Annotated in this window: 21 protein-coding genes; 19 read left to right on the top strand and 2 right to left on the bottom strand. The window is 62.2% G+C overall.

Annotation, left to right across the window (positions count from 1 at the left end; all coding sequences use genetic code 11):
- Positions 1 to 267 precede the first annotated feature (267 nt).
- From AC1RQP_RS18540 to eutC, 17 genes are all read left to right on the top strand, one after another.
- Entirely contained in the window at positions 268 to 1,965 is a 1,698-nt protein-coding gene (locus AC1RQP_RS18540; RefSeq protein WP_492938017.1) for a cyclic peptide export ABC transporter, read from the top strand.
- Between the two features lie 179 nt (positions 1,966 to 2,144).
- Positions 2,145 to 3,206 (top strand): GNAT family N-acetyltransferase, encoded by a 1,062-nt coding sequence (locus tag AC1RQP_RS18535; protein ID WP_492938016.1) that lies wholly within the window; start codon positions 2,145 to 2,147, stop codon positions 3,204 to 3,206.
- On the top strand, positions 3,181 to 4,527 hold the full coding sequence (locus AC1RQP_RS18530) for a lysine N(6)-hydroxylase/L-ornithine N(5)-oxygenase family protein (RefSeq protein ID WP_492938015.1): 1,347 nt from the start codon (positions 3,181 to 3,183) through the stop codon (positions 4,525 to 4,527). Before AC1RQP_RS18535 ends, AC1RQP_RS18530 begins: the two co-directional genes overlap by 26 nt.
- A 212-nt stretch (positions 4,528 to 4,739) precedes the next feature.
- Positions 4,740 to 5,114, top strand: coding sequence for a hypothetical protein (locus AC1RQP_RS18525; protein WP_492938014.1), 375 nt, complete (start codon positions 4,740 to 4,742; stop codon positions 5,112 to 5,114).
- A gap of 51 nt (positions 5,115 to 5,165) precedes the next feature.
- The gene (locus tag AC1RQP_RS18520; RefSeq protein WP_492938013.1) at positions 5,166 to 5,903 is read left to right on the top strand and encodes a ferredoxin--NADP reductase; all 738 of its coding nucleotides are present in this window, start codon (positions 5,166 to 5,168) and stop codon (positions 5,901 to 5,903) included.
- A gap of 100 nt (positions 5,904 to 6,003) precedes the next feature.
- Complete coding sequence (locus AC1RQP_RS18515; RefSeq protein ID WP_492938012.1) at positions 6,004 to 6,426, top strand: 2Fe-2S iron-sulfur cluster-binding protein; 423 nt, start codon at positions 6,004 to 6,006, stop codon at positions 6,424 to 6,426.
- Between the two features lie 368 nt (positions 6,427 to 6,794).
- Complete coding sequence (locus AC1RQP_RS18510) at positions 6,795 to 8,378, top strand: ABC transporter substrate-binding protein (protein WP_492938011.1); 1,584 nt, start codon at positions 6,795 to 6,797, stop codon at positions 8,376 to 8,378.
- 70 nt (positions 8,379 to 8,448) lie between these two features.
- Entirely contained in the window at positions 8,449 to 9,429 is a 981-nt protein-coding gene (locus AC1RQP_RS18505) for an ABC transporter permease (RefSeq protein ID WP_492938010.1), read from the top strand.
- The gene (locus AC1RQP_RS18500; protein ID WP_239622882.1) at positions 9,429 to 10,349 is read left to right on the top strand and encodes an ABC transporter permease; all 921 of its coding nucleotides are present in this window, start codon (positions 9,429 to 9,431) and stop codon (positions 10,347 to 10,349) included. The genes AC1RQP_RS18505 and AC1RQP_RS18500 overlap by 1 nt, the downstream gene beginning before the upstream one ends.
- Entirely contained in the window at positions 10,346 to 12,190 is a 1,845-nt protein-coding gene (locus AC1RQP_RS18495; RefSeq protein WP_492938009.1) for an ABC transporter ATP-binding protein, read from the top strand. Before AC1RQP_RS18500 ends, AC1RQP_RS18495 begins: the two co-directional genes overlap by 4 nt.
- Before the next feature lie 67 nt (positions 12,191 to 12,257).
- Positions 12,258 to 13,019, top strand: a complete 762-nt coding sequence (locus AC1RQP_RS18490; RefSeq protein WP_492938008.1) for a DeoR/GlpR family DNA-binding transcription regulator — start codon at positions 12,258 to 12,260, stop codon at positions 13,017 to 13,019.
- Positions 13,012 to 14,292, top strand: coding sequence for a Zn-dependent hydrolase (locus AC1RQP_RS18485; protein WP_492938007.1), 1,281 nt, complete (start codon positions 13,012 to 13,014; stop codon positions 14,290 to 14,292). The genes AC1RQP_RS18490 and AC1RQP_RS18485 overlap by 8 nt, the downstream gene beginning before the upstream one ends.
- On the top strand, positions 14,289 to 15,254 hold the full coding sequence (locus AC1RQP_RS18480; protein WP_492938006.1) for a phosphotransferase: 966 nt from the start codon (positions 14,289 to 14,291) through the stop codon (positions 15,252 to 15,254). The genes AC1RQP_RS18485 and AC1RQP_RS18480 overlap by 4 nt, the downstream gene beginning before the upstream one ends.
- A 17-nt stretch (positions 15,255 to 15,271) precedes the next feature.
- A complete protein-coding gene (locus tag AC1RQP_RS18475; protein ID WP_239629694.1) occupies positions 15,272 to 16,207 on the top strand; it encodes a choline/ethanolamine kinase family protein in 936 nt (311 codons plus the stop codon).
- On the top strand, positions 16,207 to 16,995 hold the full coding sequence (hisN, locus tag AC1RQP_RS18470; protein ID WP_239629695.1) for a histidinol-phosphatase: 789 nt from the start codon (positions 16,207 to 16,209) through the stop codon (positions 16,993 to 16,995). Before AC1RQP_RS18475 ends, hisN begins: the two co-directional genes overlap by 1 nt.
- 4 nt (positions 16,996 to 16,999) lie before the next feature.
- Positions 17,000 to 18,391 (top strand): ethanolamine ammonia-lyase subunit EutB, encoded by a 1,392-nt coding sequence (locus tag AC1RQP_RS18465; protein WP_492938005.1) that lies wholly within the window; start codon positions 17,000 to 17,002, stop codon positions 18,389 to 18,391.
- Position 18,392: 1 nt separating this feature from the next.
- Positions 18,393 to 19,151, top strand: coding sequence for an ethanolamine ammonia-lyase subunit EutC (gene eutC / locus AC1RQP_RS18460; protein WP_492938004.1), 759 nt, complete (start codon positions 18,393 to 18,395; stop codon positions 19,149 to 19,151).
- A 113-nt stretch (positions 19,152 to 19,264) separates the two neighbouring features.
- On the opposite strand, the gene AC1RQP_RS18455 is transcribed toward eutC, so the two are convergent.
- Positions 19,265 to 20,155 carry a helix-turn-helix domain-containing protein gene (locus AC1RQP_RS18455; protein WP_492938003.1) on the bottom strand — a complete coding sequence of 297 codons (891 nt, stop codon included), beginning with the start codon at positions 20,153 to 20,155 and terminating at the stop codon, positions 19,265 to 19,267.
- 378 nt (positions 20,156 to 20,533) lie between these two features.
- Between AC1RQP_RS18455 and AC1RQP_RS18450 the strand changes: the two genes are divergently transcribed.
- The gene (locus AC1RQP_RS18450) at positions 20,534 to 22,174 is read left to right on the top strand and encodes a flavin-containing monooxygenase (protein WP_492938002.1); all 1,641 of its coding nucleotides are present in this window, start codon (positions 20,534 to 20,536) and stop codon (positions 22,172 to 22,174) included.
- Between the two features lie 56 nt (positions 22,175 to 22,230).
- Complete coding sequence (gene acmB / locus AC1RQP_RS18445; RefSeq protein WP_492938001.1) at positions 22,231 to 23,424, top strand: methyl acetate hydrolase AcmB; 1,194 nt, start codon at positions 22,231 to 22,233, stop codon at positions 23,422 to 23,424.
- Between the two features lie 332 nt (positions 23,425 to 23,756).
- Here the strand turns inward: acmB and AC1RQP_RS18440 are convergent, their stop codons facing one another.
- Entirely contained in the window at positions 23,757 to 24,071 is a 315-nt protein-coding gene (locus AC1RQP_RS18440; RefSeq protein WP_492938000.1) for a hypothetical protein, read from the bottom strand.
- Positions 24,072 to 24,184 lie beyond the last annotated feature (113 nt).

Here is a 24,184-nt window from a genome sequence, read left to right as displayed (position 1 = left end):
GAGTGCTTCGATGTCCGGATGTCGCGGCCAGGCACGGCGTTGGATCAAAATCCTGCTCGCTCGCCGGCTGCGCTGCAAAAGCGGTACTACCCGCATCATATTAAAGGCATTGGCGATCCCAAATTAGAATCCATCGAAAGAGCCGACGAAATAAGCTCTGGAAGAGCGGTGCTGCCATCATGTATTCGCATCACATCGGCACGGCTTGTTCTGATCGTGACGGACCGTATAGGTTCGCTTCAGGTCTCCTCCAGCGCGGCTCTCATCATGAACTCACGAAGCGGCCTGATGGCGCAGATTCTGCATCTCCTGGGGCCTTACTGGCCGCTCGTGTTCGGCGGCATCGTTCTGGGTCTGGTCGGCGGCGCCAGCGTCGCGGCGTTGCTCGCGGTCGTCAATCACGGGCTCTATGCCACGCAGGCCGACGTCATCACGCTGCTGCTCGCGTTTGCCGGCCTGTGCCTCCTGATCCTGATCGGGTCCATCGGCGCCGATGTCAGCGCAAACTATGTCGGACAGCGGATCATCGCCGAACTTCGCAAGTCGCTGGCCGCCAAAATCCTGGCCGCGCCCATCGATCAGCTCGAAATCTACCGGACCCATCGCCTAATCCCGGTCCTCACGCAGGACGTCGACACGATCAGCGATTTCGCGTTCTTCTTTTCGTCCTTTTTCGTCTCGCTCGTGATCGCGCTCGGCTGCATGGTTTACTTGGCAGTGCTGTCGTGGCCGTTGTTCCTGATCACGGGGGCCGTCATCGTTCTGGGGTCGCTGGCGCATGGCTATGCAAGAACCAGAGGCGTCCACGGCTTCAACGTGGCGCGCGATGCGGAGGATCAGCTGCACAAGCAATATCGCGCGATCGCCGAGGGCGCCAAGGAGCTGCGTCTCAATCGCGTCCGCCGTTGGCGCGTCTATGCGGAGCAACTCCAGCAGACCGTCGACCGGATCAGCTCGGTGCAGATCAGGTCGATCAATCTGTTCGTGACGGCGCGGGCGTTCGGCACGATGCTGTTTTTTGTCGTGATCGGCGTGGCGCTGACCTTGCGTCCGTTCCTATGGCCCGACAGCCCTGCCGCGGTGTCCAGTGGCTTCGTGCTGGTCCTGCTCTACATGCGCGGACCCATTGATCAGGTCATCGGTATCCTGCCCGCGCTTGGCCGCGCCCAGGTCGCGATGCGGCGCATCGCGGAACTCTCGGAGCAGTTCTCGACCCCCGAGCATAATCTTCTGGCCACTGCTCCCGCTCCGCCGGGCAAGACTACGATCGAATCGATCGAGCTCCGCGGCGTAACCTATGCCTTTCGCGCGGTGCCGGGCAGTGCCCCCTTCGTCCTTGGGCCAGTTGACCTGGTTGTCCGGCGGGGAGAAATCGTCTTCATCGTGGGGCAGAATGGAAGCGGAAAGACGACTCTCATCAAGCTGTTGCTGGGCCTATATGCTCCTCATGGCGGCACGGTGCTTCGCGACGGCTCGCCCGTCCTGACGGAGACGCGGGACGATTACCGCCAGCTCTTCACGACCATCTTCTCCGACTACTATCTGTTCGAGGATCTCATACGTGGAGAGGGCCTGGTTCCCGACGTCGCGGAGCGCTACCTCCAACGGTTGGAGGTCGCGCACAAGGTCTCCGTCGAGAACGGCGTTTTCACGACGACGGACCTGTCGACCGGACAGCGCAAGCGATTGGCCCTGATGAATGCGTGGCTGGAGGAAAGACCCGTTCTCGTGTTCGACGAGTGGGCGGCGGATCAGGATCCGGCCTTCCGGCACATCTTCTATACGGAGCTGCTGCCGGATCTGAAGCGTCTCGGAAAGACCATCATCGTGATTTCCCACGATGATCGCTATTTCGGGATCGCGGATCATCTGGTGCGGCTGCGCGACGGCAAGATCGTCGCAAGTGAGGCGAGGGCCGATAACGTCGCGGGGGCTTCCGCAGTTCCAACCAACGCGCCACTTTAGATCTCTTGTGATGAAGTGCCGGTGCCTTTCGGTCGCATGTAAACGACGACATGCGATCCGCTTTGCGACAGGTTGTCAGATTTGTAGAGAATCTAATCTGCGTGTGCGCGCATTTCTTGTCAGCCTGTAGGCGAGTGATTTACACCACGCGTCAACGATGATCGAGATGCGAGGGCCGGATGAACAAGGCTTCGGATTCCGGGACCGGACCTCGTGCGTTTCCGGTCGGCCCCTATTCCGCTCTGACCGTTTTCCAGGAGGGCGATCGCCTTCGCGTCCTTGCCGACGACGTAACGGCACTGGAACTGCGTGTTCGGGATCGCGTCGATCACCTCGAGGTCTTGAATGCGTCGGAGGACAGTCAGCTTGCGGCACGGGCCGTGTCGGCGTCTGCCGAAGCGGTGTTCGCTTGGAGGCCGGGCGCTGATCGGCTCGTTCTCGGTCTCGCTGATGGAGCGTCGCTTGCACGGGAACTGATGGATAGCGGCCTTGCTTTCTTGTCCGAAGGACAATTGGTGATGCTTCCCGAACTTGTCATGCAGCGACGGGACAATTGGCTGGTGAACCCCGGACGACCGCCATTTCCGCAACTCCACGTCATGACGGACGGACGGCGGCATCCGCGGCGCGCCGCAAAGCCGACGGGGAAAGTATATGGCCGGTTCATCCCCTGGCTGTCGCAGGTCGTCTCGTTTCGCGTGGCCGCTCTCGAGAATGATCTCCATCTGTTGCATCGTTGGATGAATGACCCCCGCGTCGATGCGTTCTGGAACGAGGCGGGCGATCTCGACAAGCATCGACGCTATCTGGCCGGCATCCTGGCCGATCCTCACATGCTGCCGCTGATAGGCTGCTTCGGTGATGAGCCGTTTGGCTATTTCGAGCTGTACTGGGCCAAGGAAAATCGGATTGCGCCGTTCTATGATGCCGGGGACTACGATCGGGGGTGGCACGTGGTCGTGGGCGAGGACGCTTTTCGCGGCCGTCGTTATATCAGCGCGTGGCTGCCCTCGTTGATGCACTACATGTTCCTCGACGATTGCCGAACGCAGCGGATCGTGGGGGAGCCGGCGGCGGCGCACTCCCAGCAGCTTCGCAATCTGGAACGCTCGGGGTTCGCCAAGATCAAGAATTTCGACTTTCCTCACAAACGGGCGACCCTGGTGATGCTGTTGCGCGAACGCTTCTTCGGCGATCGGCTCTGGCTTCCGGCTGATGTCGGCCCGGCGGTCTCGTCCTAAAGCGCAAGCGGAGTGCGGCTTCATGTCTCATCAACTTGCGATCGAGCACGACGTCATCGGCGTCGGATTCGGGCCTTCGAACCTCGCGCTCGCCATCGCACTGGACGAATGCGCGAAGCGATCGCGGCTGAAATGCACGCCGCTGTTCGTAGAGAAGCAGCCGCACTTCACCTGGCATGGCGGCATGCTGCTTCCAGGCAGCGATATGCAAATATCGTTTCTCAAGGATCTTGTCTCCTTGCGCGATCCGACCAGCCCCTTCACCTTCGTGAACTATCTGCACAAGCGCGGCCGCTTGCTGGAGTTTATCAACTGCCGGACGTTCCATCCGAGCCGGGTCGAGTTCAATGATTATCTCCAGTGGGTGGCAAGCCATTTCAAGTCGCAAGCCGCTTACGGCGAGACCATCGTTGCCATCGAGCCGGTGACGGCCGGTCAGACAGTGACGTCATTGCGGGTGCATTCACGATCGCTGGCGGGCGGCGAGACCGTGCGGCTCGCACGAAATCTCGTGGTCGCGGTCGGAGGCCAGCCGTATATCCCGCAGATGTTTGCCACGGCCGCTGACGACCGCAGGCTGCTGCATTCCAGCCGCTATCTCGACCTGATCGACCGCGTCGTCCCGCGCGGTCGGGCCGTGCGCGTGGCCGTCATCGGCGGCGGACAAAGCGCGACCGAGGTGACGGTCGATCTCCATGGCAGATGTCCCCAGGCGCACATCGATCTGATCTTCCGCGGCCATGCCCTGAAGCCGTCCGACAGCAGCCCCTTCGTCAACGAGATCTTCAACCCCGATTATACCAACTTTGTCTACGCGCAGCCTGCCGAGCGGCGGGACGCGATCGTCCGCAACTTCCGGAATACGAACTACGCCGTGGTCGATTCCGACCTGCTGGACCAGCTGTACCGGCTGCTCTACCAGCAGCGCGTTGGTGGCGGCGAAAGGATCGTGCTGCGTCCGCGCAGCGAGATCACGACTGTGGACGCGGGACCGGACGGTATCGATATCGGCGTGATCGACAAGTTCCGTGGCGAAAGCCGCCGGTCGACCTATGACGCTGTCGTCCTGGCGACGGGATACGACAGGGAAACGCCGCACAGGTTTCTCGAACCGGTCCGTTGCTACATTCGCGATGCGGCGTTGGATCGCAACTACAGGCTCGTGACCAGCCCTGCGTTCCGGCCGCAGATCCACCTCCAGGGCTATTCGGAGTCCTCCCACGGCCTGAGCGATACGCTGCTTTCGGTTCTTGCCGTGCGTTCCCAGGAGATTGCGGAGTCTCTCCTCTCGACCATATCGCGCCGGGAACTCATTGCTTAGCCCGCGGTGACACGCCATTGCTGTGCCGGACCAGGCGAATCCGGCACGGCAAGCACGGCCGGCGAGGACCCCGCATCGGAGCGGCCTCGATCTAGAACTTGTCTAATCGAGATCAACCAGGGGATGTGCACCGGGGACAACGCCGAACGGCTCTGCTAGAGATGTTCTTAGAACGATCTTTGGAATGTTTGTAGGTTCGGGTGGAACTGACCGTGAGGAAAGCCTTCGCTCTCAAGCAAAGCCAGAGTCATTTGCCGGAGCGGATCGCAGTCATATTGGTCCACAGCCCACTTGCGGCGTTGATCGGCAGGGAGCCGTCGACGCGCATGAACTATCTCCTCGAAATTGCGTCGCTCCATACCAGGGCCGAACTCCTTGCGCAGCCGGGGCTGGGCCGCACGGGCGTGCGCCGGATCGAGAAGTGGATGGCCTTTCACGGGCATCACATGCGCGACGTCAACGAGAGTCTCGATAGCGTCATCTGCCGTTTTGCGTTCCAACGTTCTTTCGTGCGGAAGGGTAGTCGTCGTTGTCTCTCCTCGGTAACCACCTTGGTACAAGAGCGATCGCGCGAAGCGGCTCCGTAAAATCGCTGGTAGCTGTCCAGGAGTATATCCCGACTGGGTGACCCGCGACTGATGGTTGCTCATTCCCTGAACGTCCACCAGGGTGAAGCGCAGGGGCCGGTCGAATTGCAAGACAGACAATTGCTGCGCAAGAATACCCATCGCGCCGCCGAGATCACGCTTCCGATTCACGATGAGTCACGATCGGAGCGCCGCGAGGAATGCTCCGATGTGGTGGCGCTGAAATTGCGGCCAGTGGACAACGCTCCGCTTCCGTCCTTCCGGCCGGGCCAACATATCAGCCTCCGGATGGGCGATGCGATCCGCTCCTATTCGCTCACCGGAGCCGCGGTCGCCTCGCCCGATGGCTATGACATCGGGGTCAGGCATATCGAGGGTGGACGGGTCTCGACGTCGATCAGGCACTCGCTCGCGCCCGGCGACGTCGTCGAATTGCAGTCACCGGAAGGTGGCTTCGTCTTGCCGCTGCGCAACGAATTTCCGGTTGTTCTGATCGCCGGCGGCATCGGCATCACGCCGTTCCTGTCCTATCTCGAAACGCTGGAGGGGAATGCCGGCGAGCCGCGCATCGCGCTGCACTATGGTTGCCGGGATGACCGGAGCCGGCCGTTCCAGAATCGGCTCGAGGCGCTGCAGCAGAGGCTGCCGAACCTGACGCTGGTCACCCATTTGAGCGGCCGCAAAGCGGCGACCGCTTCGACCGGCCGGGCCGATTCACAGTGTCGGACATCGATCCTGAACTATTGCGCAAGCGGGCGCGCTTTTACATGTGCGCATCCGATGCGATGATGGAAGAAGTCAACGCGGGACTTCAGGCGCGCGGTGTGCCTGCCTTCGAGATATTCGGGGAACGCTTCCGTTCGCCCGCGCCACCTGTGCTCGATGCCTGATGCCGCCCCAGCTTCATTTTGCTCGGTCTGGCCGCACGCTGACATGGTCGCCGCAGGCACCGCTTACCAGCATTCTCGCGGCGGCCGAAGGCGCCGGTCTCACACTTCCGAGTGGTTGCCGCGTCGGACAATGCGAGAGTTGCGCCGTGGCAGTAAAGAGTGGCGAGGTTCGTCATCTCATCGATTGTCCGGAGCTGGATGAGGGATATTGCCTGACATGTCAGGCAATATCGCTTTCCGACGTCGTCATCGACGCGTGGGGTGGTCTGCCGAAGTCGCGTCCATTTTCGGCTGCTACTCCGAGTTTGCACAGGCCGTCGCTGCTTGCTTCAGGTCGTCCGCGATGTGGAACGGGCTGGCGGCCGACGACGCATCCGCCGGTAGATCGGTGCGGGGCACCTCGCATCTGGCAACTTCGGTAAACAGCGCCAGCCATTCGGGCAGGCGCCATTGGGCGGCACTCTCCCGTGAGCTGCTCGAAACAGGCCGCGGACAAATGCTGCGAAGAGCCGACGGCATTCGGTCGGACATCTACCAGCTTGCGGCAGGCCCGCCTTCCGGCGGCAGAAAAGGCAGCGCGTTGATCACGCAGTGCATGCGCCATAGGCGCCCTTGTTTCGCCAGACGGCACATTATTGCGCAGGGCTAGCTCCCGCGAGAGGCACTCTGCCAGATAACCGGTCAAAAACCACAAATCTGTGCGCAAAAATCGCCACGCTTTGCACTGGCACAGCCCGTGCATGACCGTTTTGACCGATTTGCCGGCTGTTCTGAGAGAAGGGGAGTATCGATGCATTCGAAATTTGACCGCCGCCAGCTTCTAAAAGGTGCGGCAGCAGCCGCGGTTGCTGCGGGTTACACGCAGATCAATCCAGACTTCTTCATCTCGGCCGCGCGCGCTCAAGCCGGCAAGACGCTGACTTTCCTGTCGGCCGAGAACATCACCGGCAACTGGGACCCGACCGCCCACACGACGCTGTCGCAGAAGAACATCGAAGGCTTCGTGATGGGCTTCCTGACCCGGACACCGATGAAGCTCGATAATCCGGGCGAGGTCGTCTACGAGCTCGCAACCGACATCAAACTGCTTGATCCCAATCGCCTGCAGATCAAGCTGCGCGAGGGAGTGGTGTTCCACGACGGCAAGCCGTTCAAGGCAGAGGATGTGAAGGCCACATTCGAATACGGATCGAAGGCCGATCGTCCGGCGCAATGGTATCCCGGGCCCAGCGAAACCCTCAAGATCGAGACCCCCGACGACTACACCGTGATCGTCGATACGTCGAAGGGTGGATATCCCGCGCATCTCTTCATGTTCCTTGCGGCCTTCCTGCCGATCATGTCGGCAAAGGACATCGCGGGCGGTCCTGGCGGCGTGCTGTCGCAAAGGCTGAACGGGACCGGCCCCTTCAAGTTCGTCGAGCAGCGCGGCAATGATACCGTGATGAAGGCCTTCGATGGCTACTTCAAGGGCAAGCCCGCCATCGCCGGAATCAATTTCGTCTTCACCGGTGACAGCACGACGCGCATGCTGTCACTGATGAACGGCCAGGCCTCGATCGTCGAGCGGCTGGAGCCCGAGCAAGTCGACACCCTCAAGGGCAATTCCAACATCCACATCAACCGGGTGGTGTCCGTCGAGAACAAATACCTCTGGTTCCGCTGCTCCAAGCCGCCCTTCAATGATCCGCGCATCCGTCTCGCGGCGTGCCACGCCATCAATCGCGATCTCATCCTGGAGGTGCTGGGTTCGGCCGGCCATGCCTCCTCGAATTTCGTCTCTCCGGTGAAGTTCGGCTATGTCGACCTTCAGGACTATCCGAAGTTCGATCCGAAGAAGTGCCAGGCCTTGCTCGCGGAAGCCGGCTTTCCGAACGGCAAGGGGCTGCCCCCGCTGGAGTACATCACCTCGGTGGGCTTCTATCCCAAGACCAAGGAATACGGCGAGATCATCACCGCGATGTTGAACGAGCAGGGCTTCAATGTCAGCCTGACGGTGCTGGAGCCGGCGGCCTGGAACGAGCGGCTGTATCATCGCCCGGGCGGCGGTCCGGGCCATATGGTCGACTGCGGGTGGTCGACCGGTTCGCCAGAGCCGGACCTGATTCTTCGCACGCACTTCCATTCGTCGTCGCACCGCATCTGCGGCATCGAGGATCCGGCCATCGATGCCAGCCTCGACAAGGAGCGCAGTGCCCCCACGCTGGATGAGCGCAAGAAGATCCTGCAGACCGAGACGATGCCCTTGCTCGCATCGAAGATGCCGGCGCTCTCGCTATTCACGTCGGTGATGATTCACGCGATGCAAAAGGACTTCGCAGGCCTCTACATCTATCCGGATGGATCGATGGACGCATCCAAGCCCATCGCCTGATCATGGATCGCGGCCGCGTACCGCATTCCTGCGGTGCGCGGTTGCCTGCGCTGCTCACGGAGCCCTGCCAATGTTCGTCCTGAACTTCCTGATGCGCCGAATGGCTCAGGGCGTCTTGATCATCTTCCTCGTCTCGCTGCTGATCTTCACGCTGCTGAGGGTCGTGCCGGGGGATCCCGTGCGCCTGATGGCGGGCGGAATGGCGCCGGAGGCCCTGATCGAGAAGATTGCGACCGACATGGGATTGCGCGATCCGATCGTCGTCCAGTTCGGCCGTTACATGGCGGGAGTCGTGCGAGGCGATCTCGGCCAATCATTCGTGCGGCCCGCCAATGGGGCGGCTACGGGAGGCGCGACCTTCAACGACACGACGCGCGGTGAACGCGCAAAGGTCTTGAGCCTCATCGTGGAAGCCCTTCCCATGACCCTGCAGCTCGCAGCAGTGACTCTGGTGTTTGCACTCGTCTTCTCTGCCGTGGTGGGAATCGCCGGCGGCCTCGCGATCGGCCGATGGCCGGACAAGCTCGCGTTCTACATCTCCTCCATCTTCATCTCCCTGCCGAACTTCTGGCTCGGCATCGTTCTGGCGCTGCTGTTCTCCGTCAAGCTCGGTTGGTTGCCTGCCATTGGCTACAAGGGATTTGCCTACACCATCCTTCCGGCGATCGTGCTCGCGGTCGAACTGTCGCCGGTCCTGATACGGACCCTCGTCAGCTCGGTGGCGGCCCAGATGACCGAGCCCTATGTGGCAGTGGGACAGGTGCGCGGGCTGAGCCGCAGCCGCATCATCGCCAACCATGCGCTACGCAATGCATCGGTGCCGCTACTCAATCTGCTCGGAATCCAGTTCTCGAGCCTGCTCGGCGGCGTCATCATCGTCGAGTACATCTTCGACTATCCGGGTCTCGGGCTATTGACGATCAATGCGGTGCTGCAGCGCGACTTTCCGTTGATCCAGGGGATCGCCATCGTCACCAGCGCCATATTCGTGTTGATCAACGTCGTCGTCGATCTCATCGCCACCACCATGGATCCGAGGCTCGAATATTGATGTCCGTTGCAACCGCCGCGGCCGGGCCGCTCGTGCACAAGCCGGCCCAACGCTCGATCGTCCGGCGCATCTTCGACAAGGCGGTCTCGACTCCGGGATTCCGTGTGGGTCTCGGCATCTTCGTGGTGCTGGCCCTCGCCACCGCGCTGTATCCCGAACTGAGCGGCCTTGATCCGACGAAGATGGACGTGAAGGCCCGCCTGCTGCCGCCGGTTTTTGTCGGGAGCAATTGGAGCTGGGCCCATCCGCTCGGCACCGATCAGATCGGCCGTGACATGTTGGTGCGATCGCTCGTCGGCTTGCGCTACTCGCTTCTGATCGGCGTTGCGTCCGTCATCGTCATGCTGGCGATCGGGTGTGCGCTGGGTACGATCGCGGGCTATTTCGGCGGGCGCATCGACTCGGTCATCATGCGCCTGACCGATGCGCAGCTGTCGATCCCCATGATCATCCTCGCCATTTCCGTGCTGGGTGTCTCGCGCCCCACCATCCCGGCGATCGTTCTGGTTCTCGGAGTTTCGAACTGGCCCGTCTATGCGCGCATCATGCGCAGCATCGTGATGACCGAGCGGCAGCGCGAATATGTTCGTGCCGCGAAAATCGGCGGCTCGACCGACCTGCGGATCATCCTGACCTTGTTGCTTCCCTTGCTGCTACCGCCGGTGCTGTTCACCTCCGTTCTGGACGTGGCGCGGATGATGATCTTCGAGTCGACGCTCGGGTTTCTCGGGCTCGGCGTGCAGCCGCCGACGCCGACGTTCGGCAACATCATCGCGGACGGGCGCAAGTACCTGCTGAACGCATGGTGGATCGCCACCATGCCCGGCCTGTTTCTCGGCCTCACGCTGACCAGCATCAACCTGATCGGCGCCTCGCTCGAACGCGCGCGGAATACGATCCATGGGGGAGCGGAAGCATGACGCAGCCACTTCTTTCGCTCAGGAACCTCACCGTCGCGGCCGGCCGCGCGGCGTCAGCAAGAACCATCCTCGACGGTGTGTCGCTCAATCTGGCGCCGCGGGAGATCGTGGGCGTGGTGGGCGCCAGCGGCTCGGGCAAGACCGTGCTCTCGAAGGCCGTCGTCAACTGGCTGGAGCCTCCGCTGACCAAGCGGTCCGGGGAGGTGCTGTTCGAGGAACGCGACATCTACGCGTTGCGCGGCGCGGACATGCGGCTGCTGCGGCAGCGGATTTCCTATGTCGGTGCCAACCCCATGGGAGCGCTCGATCCCACTCTGCCCGTCGGCGCGCAGATCGTCGAGAAGATGCGCGCCGTCGTGCCGGGGGTGTCGCGGCGGGCGGCCGAGAGCCGCGTCATCGAGCTGCTGGAGGCCGTGCGCATTCCCTCGGCACGCAGCCGTTTTCACGATTATCCCTCGCAGTTCTCCGGCGGCATGATGCAGCGCGCCCTGATCGTGGACGCGCTGGTGACCAACCCCGCGCTCCTCGTCGCGGACAACGTCACGCAACCGCTCGACGTCACGGTCGCGGCGCAGGTCATTCGCCTGATGAGGGAGTTGACGGCGACTTTCGACACGGCCGTCCTTTTTGTTTCATCCTCGTTGCCGGTCGCGCGCGAAGCCTGCACGCGCATCCTGGTGATGGACGAAGGCCGCATCGTCGAGGAGCAGTCGACCGAGGATCTGGTGGCGCGGCCCGTCTATCCCTACACCCGCGAGCTCGTACGGCAGACGCCGAAGATCTGGGGCGATGGGGCCGCGACGGCGCCCGATCGGAGCGAGCGTCGCGAGGTTGTGCTCAGTCTGCGCGACGCTTCGCAGGTCTACAAGGTCAGGAAGAAGACCGGGTTCGGCGGCGTCGATCTGGTTCGCGCCGTCCGCAACGTCACCTTCGACATTCGTCGCGGTGACAGCTTCGCCATCGTCGGCGAATCCGGCTGCGGAAAGTCGACCCTGATGCGGCTGCTATGCAGGCTCGAACTTCCGAGCTCGGGGCAGATCATCTGCGCGGACAAGGACATCGCATCGCTCAAGGGGAGGGCGCTGCTCGAGTTTCGCAGCAAGCTCCAGATGGTGCTGCAGGATCCGTTCGGCTCCCTGCCGCCGCGGACGTCGATCGGCAAGATGCTCGAGGATCCCCTGCGCACGCATGGCAGGCGCGACAAGGCCGCGATCCGCGAGCGCGTCCTCAAGGTCATGGCAGAGGTGGGCCTGCCTGCCGAGCTCTATGAGGAGCTTCCGCTCGGCCTGAGCGCAGGACAGCGCCAGCGCATCAACATTGCCCGTGCCCTCGTGCTCGAGCCGGAAATCCTGATCATGGACGAAACGCTTTCGGCGCTGGATCAGGCCGAGCAATTCAAGCTCCTCGACCTGTTCGACAAGCTGCAGAAGGAGTACGACCTCACTTATATCTTCATCTCGCACGATCTCGCGATGGTCAGGAAAGCGTGCAATCGGGTCGCGGTGATGTATCTCGGCGAGGTCTTCGAACTCGCCGACAACGAGCGCCTGTTCTTCGATCCCGGACATCCCTATACGAGGGCGCTGTTGAGCGCGATGCCGACGCTCGAGCAGCGTCGCTACAATCCCGAGGAATGCCTGCTGGAAGGAGAACCGCCGAGCCCCCTCGATATCCCCGACGGCTGCAGTTTCAGATCGCGTTGCCCGCAAGCCTTGAACAAATGCGGCAGGCTCCAGCCGAGCCTCACGGTCCGATCGCGGCAGGATTTCGCCGCCTGCCATCTCGTCCTGCCGGCGACTGCGACCGGTGCCCTCGGCCAAGCGAGTCCAACCGCGGTATGAGGCAGGTGGTGAAAGCGGACACGTGCCAGAAAGCGGCCGCCAGTGCCGTGACATGCAGGGAATGTCCATGAGCTTTACGGAACAGCGACTTGAGTTGATCCGGGATCTGCTGCGCCAGCATCAGCGGGTCCACGTGAAGGATCTGGTGGATCAGCTCAAGGTCAGCCAGGAATCGATCCGACGAGACCTCAGAGAGCTCGAGACCGAAGGTTTCGCTCGCCGCGTCTATGGCGGCGCCGTGCTCGACCGCCAGGAAAGCGACCAGCCCTTCGCCGACCGTCTGCGGGTCGGCGCGAGAGAGAAGGGGCGGATTGGCGAGGCGGCGGCGGCCCTGGTCAAGGACGGAATGAAGATCTTCGTCGACGAGGGCACGACCGCGCTTGCGTGCCTGAAGCACCTCGATAGTCGCAAGGATCTCACGATCGTGAGCAACTCGCTCGCGGTCGCGGCCCATTTCTACTACGCATCGTCGCCCAGCGTCCGCGTGCTCGGGGGGCGGCTGCGGCCGGATTATCAGGCAACTTTCGGTCCCGAAACGGTGGCGGCGATGAAGGAGCACTTCTTCGATCTCGCCATCATCGCGATCAGCGCCGTTCATTCCGAACGCGGCTTCATGGACTACGGCGAAGACGAAGCGATCATCCGCCGCGTCGCGCGTGCGCAGGCGAAGCGTTCGGTCATCGTCGCGGACAGTTCCAAGTTCGGCCGTCTCGGCTCGATCCACACCTTCGGCCTGCAGGACGTGCATGCCGTCATCACGGGTGGGGCCCTGACCAGGGACTTCACCGAGCAGTTCAACAAATCCCACGTGGACATCATCTATGCCTGACGTCTCCTCCGCCCGCGCTCCCATCGATCCATCGCGCCTTCAGGCCATGATGGATGAACTCTCGGCCTTCGGCGGCGGCCCCGACGGGTCCATGATGCGGCTCGCTCTTTCGAACGAGGACGGGGCGGCCCGCGACTGGCTCGGCCGCTGGTTCGCCAGGAATGGCTTCGCGCAATCGGTGGACGTGATCGGCAATCAGTTCGGTACACTCTCGGTGGCCGGAGCCAACGCGCCGGTCGTCATGGTCGGTTCTCACCTCGACAGCCAGCCGAACGGCGGCCGCTTCGACGGCGCGCTCGGCGTGGCGTCTGCGTGTGAGGCGGTGCTGGCCGTGGCGGAAAAGCTGAAGGCGGAAAAGAAGCTGCCCGTCTGCAATTTCCAGGTCGTGAACTGGACCAACGAGGAGGGGGCGCGCTTCCAGCCGAGCCTTCTGGGCAGCAGCTTGTTTGCAGGGGCGATCGAGCGCGAATGGGCTCTCGATCGCAAGGACGGGAGCGGCGTCAGCGTGCGCGAATCCCTCGCGGCGATCGGGTATGCCGGCACGGACAACGTGGCGCGGCCGAGCGCCCTGCTCGAGCTTCACATCGAGGGCGACAAGGAACTCTTCGAGGCCGGCGAACGGTTCGGAATCTTCACCAGGTACTGGGGGGCGACCAAATATCGTGTCGCCTTCCTCGGACGGCAGGCTCACACCGGTCCGACGCCAATGGCGCAGCGCAAGGACGCTGTGCTGGGCGCTGCCTACCTTATTGCGGATTTGAGGCAGATCGCCGGCGAACATGACCTCGATCTCCACACCTCCGTCGGACGGCTCGAGGTGTTTCCGAACTCGCCCAACACGGTCCCCTCCGAGGCCGTTCTGTTCATCGAATTGCGTTCGGGGTCGCCGGAGATTCTGGCCGAAGCCGAACGCAAGATGAAGCTCCGGATGGAAGCCGCAGCGGCGAACGCCGGCGTTTCATTCGAAGTGAGGTCGATCGATCGCCGCAAGGCAGGCCGATTCTCGCAAGGACTGGTGTCGCTTGCTGAGCGAGCGGCCGCGAGCTTCGGCGAGACGGCACGCCACCTCGATACGATCGGCGGTCACGATGCGGTGGCCCTGTCCGCCGTCTGTCCCTCGGTCGTTCTTGCGGTTCGTTCGCGTGACGGTGTGATCCACCATCCGACCGAATTCACGAGCGCGGAAGACCAGGCATTCGGGACCCAGGTGCTTGCCGACATGCTCTATGCGCTGGCGAGCGAAGGCCTCGCAGCGATCGAGGCCGCCGCATGAAAACGCTGGGTTATCCGGAAACGGCCATGGAAGCGCGGGTCGAACGCGCGATCGGAAATCTGCCGGTCGTCGACGCGACCAGGGCGGTTTACGCAGTGTCCGCGTTTCCTGTGGCTTCGCCGTCCTATCATGCGGTCGAGTCGACCAGTTTTGATGTCGGACCGCGCGGCCAGGAGGCGGAGTTCTTCCTTCGGCTTGCGAACGACGAGATTGCCGAGTTGGTGGACGACGAGATCGCCTTTGCCGCGGCGAAGCGGTTTCACGAACTGGGGTTCTCGCCGCTACCGGCCGGCCGCGCACCGGCCGAGAGGGCTGTGTTGTTCACGCGCCTCGGGAGCGCCTGGAGGACGGCGAAGATCGATGATCTGATGCAGCAGGACGCGGTGGCGCGGCTCGTCGTCATGCAGAAGACGATTGCCGCCGGGCAGACGTTCGGACGCCCCTGGTCCGTGTTCGATGGCATCGACCATCTTTGGTCCTTGATCTCGAGCACGAGCGCCGTCCTTCCCGGCGACCTCGGCTGGATGCTGGCCTGGATGAACTCGATACGCGATGCGGTGTCGGCGGCCGGTGTCGACTTGAGGCCGGCGCATGGCGACCCGCACTCCTCCAATGTGATGCTCGGTCCGGACGGCGCCATGATGCTGGTCGACTTCGACATGGCCGGCGATATCGATCCCTATTATCAGCTCGGGGTTCAGATGAACGAACTCTATCAGTTCGAGAGCCAGATGAAGCCGCTTCTGGAAATGCATGACGGCCGGCTCAGCGAAAAGGCGTTCAGCCGATGCCGTCTCTACGCAGCCGCGGACGATCTCTACTGGGCTCTCCGAAGCCTGTTGCAGGATGTGCGGTCGCCGATTCAGGGATTGGAGTTCCTGAAATACGCGTCGTGGCGATTTCTTCGATGCCGGATGCTGCTCGGGCACCCCGGCTTCGAAGAGCGGTTGCGGTCTCTCTAGCGAAGGTGGGCGAAATGATGATGCAACTTGGTTCGGGTCGGACCGAAGCCGAGCGCGCGCTGGAGGCGGCCATCGTCCAGGTGGATGCCTGGAAAGGATCTCGCCTGACTTACAGGCCGGTCTCGGGCGGCATCAGCAATACCAATTTCCGGGTTGCCGTCGAAGGCCACGGGGTAGGCTATTTCGTCAAGATTCCCGGGCGTGGGACCGAGATGTTCATAGACCGTCGCGCGGCGCGTGCGGCCAGCAAGCAGGCGGAGATGATCGCGGTCGGCCCCCGGACCTTCGACTATCTGGATCACCTGGACATCGAAATATCCGAGTTTCTGGATGACAGGCGAGCCTCCACGCATCGGGACTGCGTCGATCCGTCATTTCGTGCGAGCGTCGTGCAGATGTATCGCCGTTTCCACGAGGGCCCGCCGCTTCCTCTCACCAAGACCGTCTTCGAGATGATCGACGAACACTATGAGCAGGTGAGGCAACTCGGCGGCCACTCGCCGGAAGATCACGTGTGGCTCTATCATCAGTACAGGCAGGCCCGCGCGGCACTCGAAGCGGCCGGACTGGATCTCGTGCCATGCTTCAATGATCCAATGCCCGGGAATTTCCTGATCGGGGAAGACAGGTCGATCAAGCTCATCGACTTCGAATATGCCTCCAACAACGACAGGCTCTATGACCTTGCGATCTGGAGCGGCGAGCATTTCTTCTCCGAGGACATCGAACAGGAGATCATCGAAGAATATTTCGGCTCTTACAGAAAGCAGTGGCACGCGCGCTTCATCGTCCACAAGGCGCTGGCGGACATCAAGTGGAGCACATGGGCCATGGTGCAGAACCGCGTTTCGACGCTCGATTTCGATTTCTACAAGTACGGAATATGGAAACACATGCGGGCCCGATCCATCATCCACGATCCGCGATGGCCGCTGTTCCTGAAGGATCTGTGATGGGAGTCCCCGCCGTCGCGGCCGACGACGCCCACACATATGTGTCCTTTGCGGCGGAGCTTGCGGATCTGGTCCGGCCCGTCGTGCTGTCCTATTTCCGCACCCCGCTGGACGTGATCTCGAAGCCGGACAGCAGTCCGGTGACGATTGCCGACCGTACGGTTGAGCTGCGCCTCCGCGAGCGGATAGCGGAGCGCTTCCCCGAGCACGGCATCATCGGTGAAGAGATCGGGCGACGGCCTGGCGGCGCATTCACCTGGATCATCGATCCGATCGACGGCACCAAGAGCTTCATCACGGGCTTTCCGTTGTTTGGCACGCTGATCGCGCTGACCCATGAGGAGCAACCGTTCTGCGGCCTGATCGACATTCCGTTCATTGCGGAGCGGTGGGTTGGAAGACCGGGCCGGACTCTCTTCAACGGCGGATTGGCGCGGACGAGCGCGTGCGAAAGCATCGCACAGGCGCGCTTCTACACGACTTCGCCGGACATGTTCACGGGACGCGAGGCTGAGGCGTTCGAGAGGGTTTCGAGGGCCGCACGAGTGCGCCGTTTCGGCGGCGACTGCTACATCTACGGCTTGCTCGCGTCGGGACACTGCGACATCGTCCTCGAAACTGGCCTCCAGCCGCATGACTACATGGCACTGATTCCGGTCGTGCAGGGGGCGGGGGGCTGTATCACCGATTGGGCAGGGCGCCCGCTGACGCTCCGATCGGAGGGACGTGTACTTGCGGCCGCCACGCCGAGGCTTCATGCCGAAGCACTGGCGCTGATCCGAGAGTAACGGGATGCCGTACAAGACCACTATCGACGGGACCGTCTATCGCTTCGCCGACCTCAGGGACCTCCTGGCCAAGGCGACGCCGGAGCGCTCGGGCGATCAGCTTGCCGGCATCGCCGCGGACGGCCCTGTCGAGCGGCTGGCGGCGCAGATGGCGCTCGCGGACATGCCGCTGAAGACTTTCGTCGCGGAGGAACTGATCCCGGCTGAGACAGACGAGGTTTCGCGCCTGATCATGGAACGGCACGATCGAGACGCCTTCTCGATCGTCTCGTCGCTGACGGTCGGCGAATTCCGCGAATGGCTGCTCAAGCCCGACACGTCCCAGCGGCAGCTCGAAGCGGTGGCGCCCGGATTGACGCCCGAGATGGTCGCTGCCGTCTCCAAGATCATGCGGCTTCAGGACCTGATTTCGGTTGCGTCCAAACGGGAGGTGGTCACGCGCTTCCGGTCGACCATCGGCTTGAAGGGGCGGCTTTCGACACGTAACCAGCCAAACCATCCGACCGATGATTCCTACGGCATCGCCGCCTCAGCGATCGATGGCCTGTTGATGGGATCAGGAGATGCTGTGATCGGCGTCAACCCGGCGACCGATACGGTGGATGACTACATCCGCATTGTTTCGCTGCTGGATGAGCTCCGCGCCCGCCTGTCCATTCCAACGCAGACATGCTGCCTCGGTCACGTAACGACCGCGATGAAAGCGATCGCGGCGAACGCGCCGGTGGATCTGGTGTTCCAGTCGATCGCCGGATCGCAGAAGGCGAATGAAGGATTCGGCGTCAGCCTCTCCCTGCTCAAGGAGGTTCATGAGGCCGTGCGTGGGCTTGGCCGCGGGGCGATCCATGCCAACCTGATGTACTTCGAGACAGGGCAGGGAGCCGCGCTGTCTGCGGATGCGAACTTCGCCGTCGATCAGCAGACGATGGAAGCCCGCGCCTACGCCGTCGCGCGCGAGTTCGATCCGCTGCTCGTCAACACGGTGGTTGGATTTATCGGGCCGGAATATCTCTTCAACGGCAAGCAGATCATCCGCGCAGGTCTCGAAGATCATTTCTGCGGTAAGCTGCTGGGCTTACCCATGGGTGTCGACGTTTGCTACACCAACCACGCGGATGCCGATCAGGAGGACATGGACGCGTTGCTCACGCTTCTCTGTTCTGCCAACGTCAATTTCGTGATTACCGTCCCAGGTGCCGATGACGTGATGCTGAACTACCAGTCGCTGTCACATCACGATGCCGTCTATTGCCGCGAGATCCTGAAACGGCCTCCCGCGCCGGAGTTCGAGCGCTGGCTCTTCGACATCGGGCTGACCGACGGCGAGGGCCGGCTTCTGGAGGCGCCGCCGCGGCTCCTGGATCATATGGCCGATGCCCGACTGCTCGGAGGGTGACATGACGCACGAGCTTGATCGAAAGCCGGCAGTGCCGTTCGATCTCCGGAAAATGACCCAGGCTCGGGTGCGTCTCGGCCGGTTCGGCGCGGGACTGCCGACCTCCGCAGCGCAGGCCTTCCTGCTCGATCATGCGCGGGCAAGGCAGGCCGTCTGGTCGGAGGTCGATTGGCTCTCGGTGCGAGCCGGCCTGGCGGGTTTGGAGCTGGAAATCATCGAGGTCGAAAGCCAGGCACCAGACCGGGCCACCTATGTCCGTCGTCCGGACCTTGGCCGAAAACTCTCGTTGCGAGCGGCCGAGCGCCTCGCCGGCATCCGTTCCGACTATGACGTCCTGATTGTCGTTGCCGACGGATTGTCTGCAAGCGCGATCGGGACCAACGCGGGATCGTTGACGCGGGAGATCGTCGAGCGCCTGTCGGCGCTGCGACTTTCGATCGGCCCTCTGGTTCTGGCCTCGCAGGCGCGCGTCGCACTCGGCGATCCCGTCTCGGAGATCGCCGGTGCGAGGATCTCCATCACGATGATCGGCGAACGGCCGGGCCTTTCGGCCGCCGACAGTCTCGGGGTCTATGTGACCTACTCGCCGCGGCCGGGCACGCCCGATTCAAGACGAAACTGCATATCCAACATCCGCAGCGGCGGGCTTGCCATCGACAGTGCTGCCGATGGCGTGGCATCGCTGGTTACGGATATGCTGAGAACAAGCATCAGCGGAGTTGGATTGAAGGATGCCGTGGCGAGACTGTCGCACGACTGACGTTCAGACGGTCTTTCCTCGCGGACAACGCCTCAAGTTAACCTTTTGTCCCAGCAGGTGGGTGGTAGCAGCAGTAAGAATGCTATCAATCGCTTCGCGTATCGCCAGTTTGGCTAACTGAGCGCGACCTGCCTGCGATATTCCGCCGGCGTGATGTTCATATGGCGGCGGAAGATCCGATTGAGATGACTCTGATCGGAAAAGCCGCTGAGGAGCGCAATCTCCTTCAGTGCCAGCCGATCCCTGCGCAGGTATTGGCAGGCGCGCTCAACCTTCTGGCTCAGGACATAGGCGTGCGGCCTCATGCCGTAATGCATGTGGAACTTGCGCGCGAACTGGACCGACGTGCAGTTACAGATATTCGCCAACTCCTCGAGCGTGATGTTCCTGGAAATGTTCTGCTCGATGTACTCTTCGATTAGCCGTGCATGCGCTGGTCTGAAGCGTCCCTGCGAGCAGGGCGTCTTGAATTCTACCGAAGCATATCTTCGCAAGAGGTGCACGCTCGCCTGCAGCGCCAATGCATCGTAACAGAGCCGGCCGCCCGGGCCGCCGTCGGTCACTTCCTGGACCATCCGATCGCTGATCCAGGTCAGCACGGGATCTTCGATCCTGAGCAGGTCGTGAAGTTCGATGCTCTCGGCATCGCGGTCAAATGCCTCGCTCGCAGTCTTCGCCATCAGATTCGGGGAAATGTAGAAATGGCTGACCTCGATGTCGTGGCTCCAGCGCCAGTTGGAAGCCTCCGCACGCGTGAGCAACGTCGTGACGCCGCGGCCGACATGGTCCTGTTTCCACGCGCCGGTCACGCGGCGATTCATCGCCGTCCTGCCGTCGCGATACACGACAATCAAATAGTTCTCGGACGGAGGCACCCAGATGTCCGACGGCGCATAGCGAAAGACGCGCAGCCGAAAGTCGGCTTTGCCGACCTCCTGGCTGTCCAACTTTAATTCGCCAGGAGCGTAACGCGGCAGCTCCTCTACCGTGATCAATTGGCCCATCGCGCAGGCCTCCCTCCCTGGAATGTCGGGCGCGGCTTACCGCTTCTGCTTCTCATTGGCCGAACAGGCGCGAAGCAGCATAAGCCGGTTTTGTCATTTGCCAAGCGATCTGCTGGCGCCGCTTGAGCGCGCCCTGCGGGCGTCCTCGGGCTACGTCCAAAGGATTGTCAATTTCATTCAAGCCCAAGCGGCCCGTCTCCGCCTAGCTTTTCTCACGTCCAGACAGGCGTGAAAGCGAAGCGGAGGCGAGGCGCGGGCCGAACGCATCCGCCCAATCACGATGCCGGGACTGACAATGACGCACTGCAGCACCGTCCGATGACACAACGGACGGGCAAGGTCGTGCGCGCTCAGGAAACGCAGGAGAAGAGACAAAAAATGACGAAAGTCGAAACCAAATCCAACGGAAGCAATGGTGCGCATGCGAGGACGAGGCTCGATGCCGTCGTGATCGGAGCCGGCGTCGCCGGCCTCTATGCGCTCTATCGCCTGCGCAAGCAGGGACTGAATGTCAGGGCGATCGATGCGGCCTCAGGGGTCGGCGGCACCTGGTATTGGAATCGCTATCCCGGCGCGCGGTTCGATTCGGAAGCCTACATCTATCAATACCTGTTCTCAGAGGAGCTCTATAAGGGATGGAGCTGGAGCGAGAAATTCCCGGGCCAGCCGGAAATAGAACGCTGGCTGAACTACGTCGCCGACCGCCTCGAGCTTCGCAGGGACATCCAGTTCGACACTGCCGTCAGGAGCGCTCATTTCGATGAGACGACGCAGCGCTGGCTGGTCATGACCGACCAAGGAGAAACGATCGATGCCCAGTTCCTGGTGACGTGCTGCGGCATGCTATCGGCGCCGTACGTGTCGTTTCCGGGCCAGGAGACATTCAAGGGACAGTTGTTTCATACGGCGCGCTGGCCGAAGCAGCCAGTCGATCTTGCCGGCAAACGTGTCGGCGTCATCGGGAACGGCGCGACCGGCATCCAGGTCATCCAGACCATCGCCGGCGAGGTCGGTCATCTCAAGGTGTTCGTCCGCACGCCGCAATACATCATCCCGATGAAGAATCCCAAATATGGCCCTGCCGAGGTCGACGCTTACAAAGCGAAATTCGAGTCGTTCACCGAGCGCCTGCCGCGCACCTTCACCGGCTTCGAATATGATTTCGAGCACGCCTGGGCAGACCTCACGCCGGAGCGCCGCCGGGCCGTGATCGAGGATTGCTGGAACGACGGCTCGCTGAAGCTCTGGATCTCTTCTTTCGGCGAACTGTTCTTCGATCCGGTCGTCAACGCCGAGATCTCCGAATTCGTGCGCGGGAAGATGCGCGATCGGCTCAAGGACCCGGAGCTTTGCGAGGCGTTGATCCCGACCGAGTATGGTTTCGGGACGCATCGGGTGCCGCTCGAGCAGAATTTCCTCGAGACCTTCCATCGGCCCAATGTCGAGATCGTCAGCGTCAAGAACAATCCGATCGAAAGCGTGACGCCCACAGGCATTCAGACTGCTGACGGTACGCGACACGAACTCGACGTCATCATCCTGGCGACCGGCTTTGACGCCGGCACGGGCGCCTTGACGCGCATCGACATCAGGGGCTGCGATGGACGATCGCTGAAGGAAGATTGGAGCAAGGACATCCGCACCATGATGGGCTTGCAGGTCCATGGTTATCCCAACCTCTTCACGACGGCCGTGCCGCTTGCACCATCGGCCGCGCTTTGCAACATGACGACTTGTCTCCAACAGCAGGTCGAATGGATCGATGGCTGCATCGGTTACATGCGCGAGAAGAATCTGCGCGTGGTCGAGCCGACGAAAGACGCCGAGGACGGCTGGGTGGCGCACCACGACGAGATCGCCAATGCGACGCTGATCGCGAAGACCAACTCCTGGTACTTGGGGTCCAACGTCGCGGGCAAGCCGCGCCGCGTTCTGTCCTATTGCGGCGGCGTCGGTGCCTATCGCCAGAAATGCGATGAGGTCGCGGCCAACGGTTACCCTGGCTTCGCCATGCATTGAGCTCGCACGAAGCGCATGACCATGAGAGCAGAATGAAAGCAGACCGGAGCAAGCACATGAGCACCAATTTCAGCGCTGCGGCAGATGCCGTTCTCGATGATGTCGTGACGTCGACGCCGCGCGTGCCCGGGGTCGTCGCCATGGTGACAGACCGCCATCGCACCATCTATCAAGGCGCAGCCGGAAAACGCCGGCTCGGCCGTCCGGAGGACATGACGACAGACAGCATTTTCGCGATCTTCTCCACCACAAAGGCCATCACCGGTACGGCCGTGCTGCAGCTCGTCGAGCAGGGCAAGCTCGATCTCGACACGCCGGCCAAGCGCTACGCGCCTGACATCGGCAAGCTCCAGGTGATCGAGGGCTTCGACGCCGCAGGCGATCCGATCCTGCGCGCCCCGAAGCGCGACATCACGACGCGGATGCTGATGACGCATACGGCGGGGCTTAGCTACGACTTCATCAACCATACTTACAACCGCCTCGCGCAGGAGCGGGGCCAGCCCAGCGTGATCACGGCAAGTAAGGCCTGCCTGATGACGCCGCTGCTGTTCGATCCGGGCGAGCGATGGGACTACGGGACGAACCTCGATTGGTGCGGTCAGATCGTCGAGGCCGTGACGGGGTACCGGCTTGGCGATGTGTTCAAGGCACGGATTTTCGAGCCGCTTGGAATCAAGGACATGACATTCGAGCTCACTGAAGCGATGCGCGGCAGACTGGCCGGGATTCATGCGCGCGGCGCCGACGGTTCGCTGACGCCGATGGATTTCGAGCTTCCGGCCCAGCCCGAGGTGCATATGGGCGGTCACGGCCTGTACGGCACGGTCGGCGATTACATGCGCTTCATCCGGATGTGGCTGAACGACGGAGCGGGTGAGTACGGCCGCGTACTGAAGGCGGAGACGGTGCAGATGGCGGAAAAAAACCATCTGGGCGACAAGAAGGTTACGGCGATCACCGGCGTGATTCCGTCGTTATGCAACGATGCGGAGTTTTTCCCAGGCCAATCAAAGTCCTGGGCGCTCAGCTTCATGATCAACGACGAGGAGGCTCCCACCGGGCGTCCGGCCGGCGCGCTGGGCTGGGCGGGTCTTGCGAACCTGTTCTATTGGATCGACCGGCAGAATGGCTTCGGCGGATTCTGGGCCACCCAAATTCTCCCGTTTGGCGATCCGACGTCGTTCATCGGCTACATGAGCTTCGAGACGGCGTTCTACCGTAGCCTTGCGCAGCGAATGGCGAGCTAGGACTTCGCCGACGGAGTAGCATCCCGGGGCACGTATGCAGGTAAGCCACGGCTCACGCACTGAGGCCGTTCGTCAGGTCGTTGCGTGCCACCGGGGTCTGCGCCTGAATTCCTGTCATGAGCGAAGTTCCCATCAATGCAGCGGGCGGTGGATGCCTGAAGCATGCGCCTGCGGTTCATAGGTCCCGTGGCATGTCAGTTGGGTCTGGTCGGTGGTATCGAGTCGATCACTTCGACTCTGGACGCATTCGATCTTTTCCATTCGAGGATGGGTCCCAATGAAGAAGCCGCGGATTGCTCCGCGGCCATCTTTCCGGGGTATTTCTTCGTCTTTCAGTAGCGCTCGCTTCCGATCCCGACGCTCACGCCGGGAGCGCTGAAGCCGATGCCGCCACGGTCCTCATAGCCGCGCCGTTCGATGTAGCGGTCGCGGGGCGCATATCCGTAAGAATCACGCTCGTCGCGAATGATGACGCGGCGTTCGCCACGCTGGCGCCAGCAGCGACCGTCCTCGTTGCAGACCATGCGAACGTTCTGTAGGTGGCTCTCCGGTCCAACTGTTGCATTGGCGGAAAGCGGTGCGGCTGATGCGGCGGCCGCAACAAACGTGCTCGCCGTGGCCGCCAGAATGATTGTGAGAGCTTTCATGAAATTTCTCCAAAAGTAATGATGTCAGTGAGCCAATAGGTTCGCGAGGGAATGGTTCCATGAGGCTGGCCCTGAATACCTGGCGCAGGATGGAGACGGAGCAGGAGCGAGGA

This window comes from Bradyrhizobium sp. GW821-FHT13H06, assembly GCF_058803975.1.
The sequence above is the reverse complement of the archived record's forward strand: the minus strand, read 5'-3'. Positions and strand labels throughout refer to the sequence as shown.